General features: G+C 69.5%; 4 protein-coding genes. All 4 read right to left on the bottom strand.

What is annotated here, in order from left to right; genetic code table 11:
* Positions 1-1128 (bottom strand): glucose-6-phosphate dehydrogenase (gene zwf, locus V7053_RS17360; protein ID WP_334173517.1); only part of this gene is annotated, 1128 nt, incomplete at its 3' end.
* Positions 1129-1222: 94 nt separating this feature from the next.
* Positions 1223-2833 carry a glucose-6-phosphate isomerase gene (locus V7053_RS17365; protein WP_334173518.1) on the bottom strand — a complete coding sequence of 537 codons (1611 nt, stop codon included), beginning with the start codon at positions 2831-2833 and terminating at the stop codon, positions 1223-1225.
* Positions 2830-3951, bottom strand: coding sequence for a transaldolase (tal, locus tag V7053_RS17370; RefSeq protein ID WP_334173519.1), 1122 nt, complete (start codon positions 3949-3951; stop codon positions 2830-2832). Before tal ends, V7053_RS17365 begins: the two co-directional genes overlap by 4 nt.
* Before the next feature lie 67 nt (positions 3952-4018).
* Positions 4019-6121, bottom strand: a complete 2103-nt coding sequence (gene tkt / locus V7053_RS17375) for a transketolase (protein WP_334173520.1) — start codon at positions 6119-6121, stop codon at positions 4019-4021.
* Between the last annotated feature and the right edge of the window lie 89 nt (positions 6122-6210).

The following is a 6210-nucleotide window of genomic DNA, read 5'->3' on the forward strand; positions in this document are numbered from 1 at the left end:
GACCCTGCGGCCCAGGCGCTTGCCCGTGCGCAGGTAGAACGGCACGCCGGCCCAGCGGCGGGTGCCGATCTGCAGCTTGATGGCGGCGTAGGTCTCCGTGGTGGACTGGGGGTTCATCCCGTCCTCCTCCAGGAACCCCGGGACCTTCTCGCCGCCCTGCCAGCCTTCGCCGTACTGGCCGCGGGCGGTGGCGGTCGCGAGGTCCTTCGGCAGCCGGACGGCCGCGAGGATCTTCTCCTTCTCGGCGCGCAGGTCTGCCGCATTGAAGGAGATGGGCTCCTCCATCGCGGTGAGCGCGAGGAGCTGGAGGAGGTGGTTCTGGATGACGTCGCGAGCGTCGCCCACGCCGTCGTAGTAGCCGGCTCGGCCGCCGGTGCCGATGTCCTCCGCCATGGTGATCTGGACGTGGTCGACGTAGTTGGCGTTCCAGATCGGCTCGAAGAGCTGGTTCGCGAAGCGGAGGGCCAGAATGTTCTGGACCGTCTCCTTCCCGAGGTAGTGGTCGATCCGGAACACTGCATCAGGCGGGAAGACCGACTCGACGATGTCATTGAGCTGGCGTGCGGATTCGAGATTGTGGCCGAACGGCTTCTCGATCACCACCCGGCGCCACTTGCCCTCTTCGGCTTGGGCGAGCCCGTGGGCGGAGAGCTGGCGGCAGACCTGCTCGAAGGCCTTCGGCGGGATCGACAGGTAGAACGCGTGGTTGCCCCGCGTGCCCCGCTGCTCGTCGAGCTCCTCGAGGGTGGACTTGAGGCGCTCGAAGGCCTCATCGTCGTCGAATGAGCCCTGGACGAAGCGCACACCCTCGTTGAGCTGGGCCCACACGGCTTCGTCGAAGGGCGTCCGCGCATACTGCTTGACGGAGGCCTTGACCTCCTCGGCGAAGTCCTCCTTCTCCCACTCGCGGCGGGCGAAGCCCACGAGCGCGAAGCTGGGCGGCAGAAGGCCCCGGTTCGCGAGGTCGTACACGGCTGGCATGAGCTTCTTGCGGGCGAGGTCGCCCGTCACTCCGAAGAGGACGAGCGACGACGGACCTGCGATCCGGTTCAGGCGCCGGTCCCTTGGGTCGCGGAGCGGATTGCCGCCCCGCTTCGACCCGCCCGCGCCGTTGTCGTTCTCTGGCATGATGCCTTTCTTTTCCTTCCGTGCGGTCCCCGAAACGGAACCGAAGCAGAAGCCGCCGGCCCGGCCGCACTGGCCGGGCCGGCGGCTCGGGGCCTCAGCGGGCCAGAGCCGAGACCAGATCCGTCAGCTGCTGAACGCCCGCGTCGCGATCCGTGAGATGCAGACGGAGCACGGGCCGACCGTGCTCGGCGAGCACCTGCGCGTCTCCCGCGGCTTGGGCCTCGATCAGCTGGGCGAACGTGAAGGGCCGGCCGGGAATCTCCACGTCGTTCGATGCCGCGGCAGTGACCTGAAGGAACACGCCGACGGCCGGGCCGCCCTTGTGGTACTGGCCCGTCGAGTGGAGGAAACGCGGCCCCCAGCCGAACGTCGTGGGACGCCCGGTGGCCTTCGCCAGGAGGTCGCGGACGCCCTCAAGCTGGGGGTAGGCGAGCCGGTCGAGGTAGGCCTGCACGCTCAGGTAGCCCGTGGGACCGAGCTGTGCGAGGAGCGCCTTGACGGCCTCCTCGACCGTGGACGCGCCTCCCAGCCAGTCTCCGCCGCGGACTTCGATCGCAGCTTCGGTGAAGTTGGCGGGCGTCGGCTCCGGGCGCGCGTCGAGGAGTCCCCGCGCCGCTGCCTTCGCGGCTTCCACGTCGGGCTGGTCGAACGGGTTGATGCCGAGCAGGCGTCCGGCTACGGCCGTCGCGAACTCCCACACCAGCATCTGCGTTGCGAGGTTTCCGCCCACGGCGGCCTGATTCGGGCCGAGGACGGGCTCGCTCTCTGCCGAGACCAGCCGAACGACGAGGACGTCGTCGGCGTCCTCCGTGACCTCGGGGGAACTGATCGACGCGACGACGGGCAGGATGCCCTTGCCGATCTTCCCCGTCGACTCCGCGATGAGCTGCTCGGCCCAGTCCGCGAAGCCATTGATGCCGGAGCCGTCCTCGACGATCACGATCTTGTCGCGCAGCGGAGTCGTGCCGCCCAGGGCCGCCCCGAGCTGGAGCCCGATGTTGTCCTCGGAGTCCTCGCGCAGGAGTTCGGCTGCTTCCTCGGCCTCGTCCAGCAGGGCCTGGATGTCGACGCCTGCGAGACCCGAGGGCACGAGCCCGAAGGCAGTGAGCGCCGAATATCGCCCGCCGACGTTCGGGTCCGCGTTGAACACGGCCCGGTACCCTGCTTCCCGGCTTGCCGCTTCGAGCGGCGAGCCGGGATCGGTCACGACGACGATCCGTCGCTTCGCGTCGATGCCCGCCGCGGTGAAGGCGGCCTCGAAGGCGCGGCGCTGGGAGTCGGTCTCGACCGTGGAACCGGACTTCGACGAGACGACGATCGCGGTGGCCTCGATGCGCTCCGAGAGGGCGGCCGAGACCTGCTCGGGGTCCGTCGAATCCAGGACGACGAGCGGGACCCCCGCAGTCGCGGCGATGACCTCAGGGGCCAACGAGGAACCGCCCATGCCGCACAGCACGATGCGGTCGACTCCCTCAGCGCGGAACTCGTCGCGCAGCGCCAGGATGTCCGCAACGAGCGGCTGCGAGACCGTGGCGGCCTCGATCCAGCCGAGCCGCTTAGCCGATTCCTCTTCGGCGTCCTTGCCCCACAGCGTGTGGTCCTTCGCGAAGATCCGGCTCGCGACGTGGTCAGCCGCGAGCTCGGGCACGCGAGACTCCACGGCCTCCCGGGCCGCGCCTGTCGCGTCGAACGTCAGCGCGCTCACGCGCGGGCTCCCTGAGCCGTCTCCGAGAGGGTGCGCTCGACGTCGGCGAGGAGGTCGTTCCACGAGGCGACGAACTTGTCCAGGCCCTCGGATTCGAGGACGGCGACGACGTCGTTGTAGGAGACCCCGATCTTCTCGAGCGCGTCCAGGTGGGCGTTCGACTCCTCGTAGGTGCCACGGACCGTGTCCCCGGTGATCTCGGCGTGGTCGAAGGTCGCGTCGAGGGTCTTCTCGGGCATGGTGTTGACCACTCCGGGGGCGACGAGCCCGGCCACGTAGAGGGTGTCCGGGAGGTTCGGGTCCTTCACACCGGTCGAGGCCCACAGTGGACGCTGCGGGAGGGCCCCGGCGTCCGCGAGCAGCTTCCAGCGCTCGGAGGTGAACTCCTCTTCGAACACCTGGTACGCGAGGCGCGCGTTCGCCAGGCCGGCCTTGCTCTTGAGGGCCTTGGCCTCGTCGGTGCCGATGGCTTCGAGGCGCTTGTCGACCTCGGTGTCCACGCGGGAGACGAAGAACGAGGCGACCGAGTGGATGGTCGAGAGGTCGATCCCGTTCTCCTTGGCCTTCTCGAGCCCGGTCATGAACGCGTTGATGACCGCACGGTAGCGCTCGAGGGAGAAGATCAGGGTCACGTTGACGCTGATCCCGGCCCCGAGGGTCTCGGCGATTGCCTCGAGGCCCTCGAGCGTCGCCGGGATCTTGATGTAGACGTTGCCCTTGTTGACCTTGTCGCGCAGCTTCTTGGCCTCGGCGATCGTGCCGGCCGTGTCCCACGCGAGGCGCGGGTCGACCTCGATGGACACACGGCCGTCGACGCCCTTGGTCGCCTCGGCGACCGGGGCGAAGAGGTCGCAGGCGTCGGCGACGTCGCGGGTCGTGAGCTCGAACACGGTCCGCTCCACATCCGCGCCGTCCGCGACGAGCTCGCGCAGCTGGGCGTCGTAGCCGTGGCCCTTCGTGATCGCGCCCTGGAAGATCGTCGGGTTCGTGGTCACGCCCACGACGTTCTTCTCATCGATGAGGCCCTTGAGCGAGCCGTCCGTGAGGCGCTGGCGGGAAAGGTCGTCGAGCCAGATCGACACGCCGGCGTCGGAGAGGGCCTGAGTGGGGGTAGTCATTTCGGTTCCTCCTTGTAAGGGGATGGTCAGTGCCCCGAATGGCGGGGTGGCCGCACTCTCTCTGGTGTTAACGCTGAGCGGCCGCGATTGAGTCCTTGGCGGCGAGGGTGACTGCTTCCGAGGTGATGCCGAATTCGGTGAACAGGGTCTTGTAGTCGGCCGAGGCGCCGTAGTGCTCGAGGCTGATGCTGCGGCCGGCGTCGCCGACGAACTCCGCCCAGCCGAGCGCGAGGCCGGCCTCGACGGAGACGCGGGCCTTCACCGTGGCGGGAAGGACCGAGTCACGGTAGGCGGGGTCCTGCGCCTTGAACCACTCGACGCAGGGCATCGAGACCACGCGCGCGGCGATGCCCTCGGCGGCCAGCGCCTCGCGGGCTGCGACGGCGAGCTGGAGCTCGGAACCGGTGCCGATGAGGATCACGTCCGGGGTCACGTCCGCGCCGTCCCGCTGGGCTTCGGCCAGGATGTAGCCGCCCTTCGCCACGCCCGCGGCAGAGCCGAAGCCGCCTTCACCGCGGTCCCAGGTCGGCAGGTTCTGGCGGGTCAGGACGATGCCGGCCGGGTTCTTGTGCCGCTCGAGGATGGTCTTCCACGCCCAGGCGACCTCGTTCGCGTCGCCCGGGCGGACGACGTCGAGGTTCGGGATCGCGCGGAGCGAGGCGAGCTGCTCGACCGGCTGGTGGGTCGGGCCGTCCTCGCCGAGGCCGATCGAGTCGTGCGTCCATACGTACGTCGACGGGATGCCCATGAGGGCCGAGAGCCGGATCGCCGGGCGCTGGTAGTCCGAGAAGATCAGGAAGGTACCGGAGAACGCCCGGGTCTTCCCGCCGAGAGTGATGCCGTTGACGATCGAAGCCGCGGCGTGCTCCCGGATTCCGAAGTGCAGCACGCGCCCGTAGGGGTTGCCCTTCCACGCGGCCGTCGAGCGCGAGGCCGGGATGAACGACGGCGCACCCTCGATCGTGGTGTTGTTCGACTCCGCGAGGTCGGCCGAGCCGCCCCACAGCTCCGGCAGGACCGGGCCGATCGCGTTCAGGACCTTGCCCGAGGCCGCGCGGGTGGAGACGTCCTTGCCCGCGGGGAACTCGGGAAGGGACTCTTCCCAGCCCTCGGGCAGGCGGCGGGCCTCGATCCGCTCGTGGAGCTTGGCGGCCTCAGGGTTCGCCGCCGCCCACGCGTCGAAGGACTCCTGCCACGCGGCACGGGCCTCGCGGCCGCGCTCGAGTGCACCGCGGGTGTGGGCGAGGACCTCCGGATCGACGTCGAAGGACTTCTCCGGGTCGAAGCCGAGGACCTGCTTCAGAGCCGCGACCTCGTCGGCGCCGAGCGCCGAGCCGTGGATCTTGCCCGTGTTCTGCTTCGTCGGGGAAGGCCAGCCGATGATCGTGCGCAGCGAGATGATCGAGGGGCGCCCGGTCTCGGCCTTGGCGGCGAGCAGGGCCCGGTAGAGGCCCTGGACGTCCTCCCGGTACTCGCCCGACGCGGTCCAGTCGACCCGCTGGGTGTGCCAGCCGTACGCCTCGTAGCGCTTCAGGACGTCCTCGGTGAACGCGACGTCGGTGTCGTCCTCGATCGAGATGTGGTTCTCGTCGTAGATCACCACGAGGTTGCCCAGCTCCTGGTGCCCGGCCAGGGAGGACGCCTCGGCGGTCACCCCCTCCTGCAGGTCCCCGTCCGAGGCGATCACCCACACCGTGTGGTCGAACGGGGACTCGCCCTGGGCCGCCTCGGGATCGTACAGGCCCCGCTCGCGGCGGCCGGAGTAGGCGAACCCGACCGAGGAGGCCAGGCCCTGCCCCAGCGGGCCCGTGGTGATCTCCACGCCCCTGGTGTGCCCGTACTCCGGGTGGCCCGGGGTCAGCGACCCCCACGTGCGCAGCGACTCGAGGTCGCCCAGCTCGAGCCCGTACCCGGCCAGGAACAACTGGATGTACAGGGTCAGGGACGAGTGCCCCGGGGAGAGGATGAACCGGTCACGGCCGATCCACGCCGGATCCGCCGGGTCGTGGCGCATGAGCTTCTGGAACAGCAGGTACGCCGCCGGGGCCAGGCTCATCGCCGTGCCGGGATGCCCATTGCCCACCTTCTGCACCGCATCCGCGGCGAGCACACGGATGGTGTCGACGGCCTTGCGGTCCAGATCGGTCCAGGTCAGTTCTTGCACATCCACAGCAGGCACGTACACGGCCCCTCTCCATTGCTGGCGGCAGGAAGCCTAAGGGGCACGCGAATGGTGGGCCCTGCAATGCATCCTGCCAG

The sequence above is a fragment of the Sinomonas sp. genome (genome assembly GCF_036848755.1).
Classification (GTDB): domain Bacteria; phylum Actinomycetota; class Actinomycetes; order Actinomycetales; family Micrococcaceae; genus Sinomonas.